This is a genomic window from Bowmanella yangjiangensis (assembly GCF_017255015.1).
Taxonomy (GTDB): domain Bacteria; phylum Pseudomonadota; class Gammaproteobacteria; order Enterobacterales; family Alteromonadaceae; genus Bowmanella; species Bowmanella yangjiangensis.
The window spans coordinates 1-760 of sequence record NZ_JAFKCS010000384.1 but is presented as its reverse complement, the minus strand read 5'-3'; the positions used below and the strand labels follow the sequence as shown (position 1 = coordinate 760).

Sequence of the window (760 nt, the reverse complement as noted above, 5' to 3'; positions counted from 1 at the left end):
CCTGGAAGCGCGCAACTTCTACTTCAACCGCGATTTCCGTCAGGGCAACAGCGACACTCCGACCCCGAGCCAGTCCAAGCAGGACGAGTGGGCCCAAGGTTTCATTCTGCGCATGAACTCCGGTTTCACCGAAGGTACCGTGGGCTTCGGTGCCGATGCGATCGGCATGTTCGGCTTCAAGCTGGATTCCGGCGACGGTACCGCTGGTAGCGGTCTGCTGGTTCCGGATCGCTCGGGTGGTTCGCAGGACAACTACTCGGACCTGGCTGTAGCCGCCAAGGTCAAGGTCTCCAACAGCACCCTGCGCGTTGGCCAGATGCAGTTCAAGAACGCCGCCATCGCCTCCAGCGACGGCCGTCTGCTGCCCCAGGTATTCGAAGCCGGTCACCTGGTCTCCCAGGAAATCGACGGCCTGATGCTGGAAGCCGCTCACGTGCGTGAGGTCAACCACCGTAACTCCGGTGATTACGAAGACATCGCCATCACCAGCGGCGGTCGCCGTGGTATCACCACCTCTGGTGGCGCCACTGCCGACTCGTTCGACTTCGTCGGCGGCACCTACAAGCTGACCAAGGACCTGACGGCCGGCTACTACTACTCCAACCTGGACGAGCTGTACAAGCAGCACTCCTTCAGCGCCGTGCACGTTCTGCCGCTGGGCGACAAGCAGAGCCTGAAGACCGACGTGCGCTTCGCCCGCTCGACCGATGACGGCAATCGCAGCAACGTCGACAACAAGGCCTTCGGCGCCATGGTTACC

General features: G+C 62.2%; 1 protein-coding gene. It reads left to right on the top strand.

Annotation, left to right across the window (positions count from 1 at the left end; translation table 11 throughout):
- The coding region (locus tag J0A65_RS24700; RefSeq protein WP_206596887.1) for an OprD family outer membrane porin at window positions 1–760 on the top strand (760 nt) is incomplete at both ends.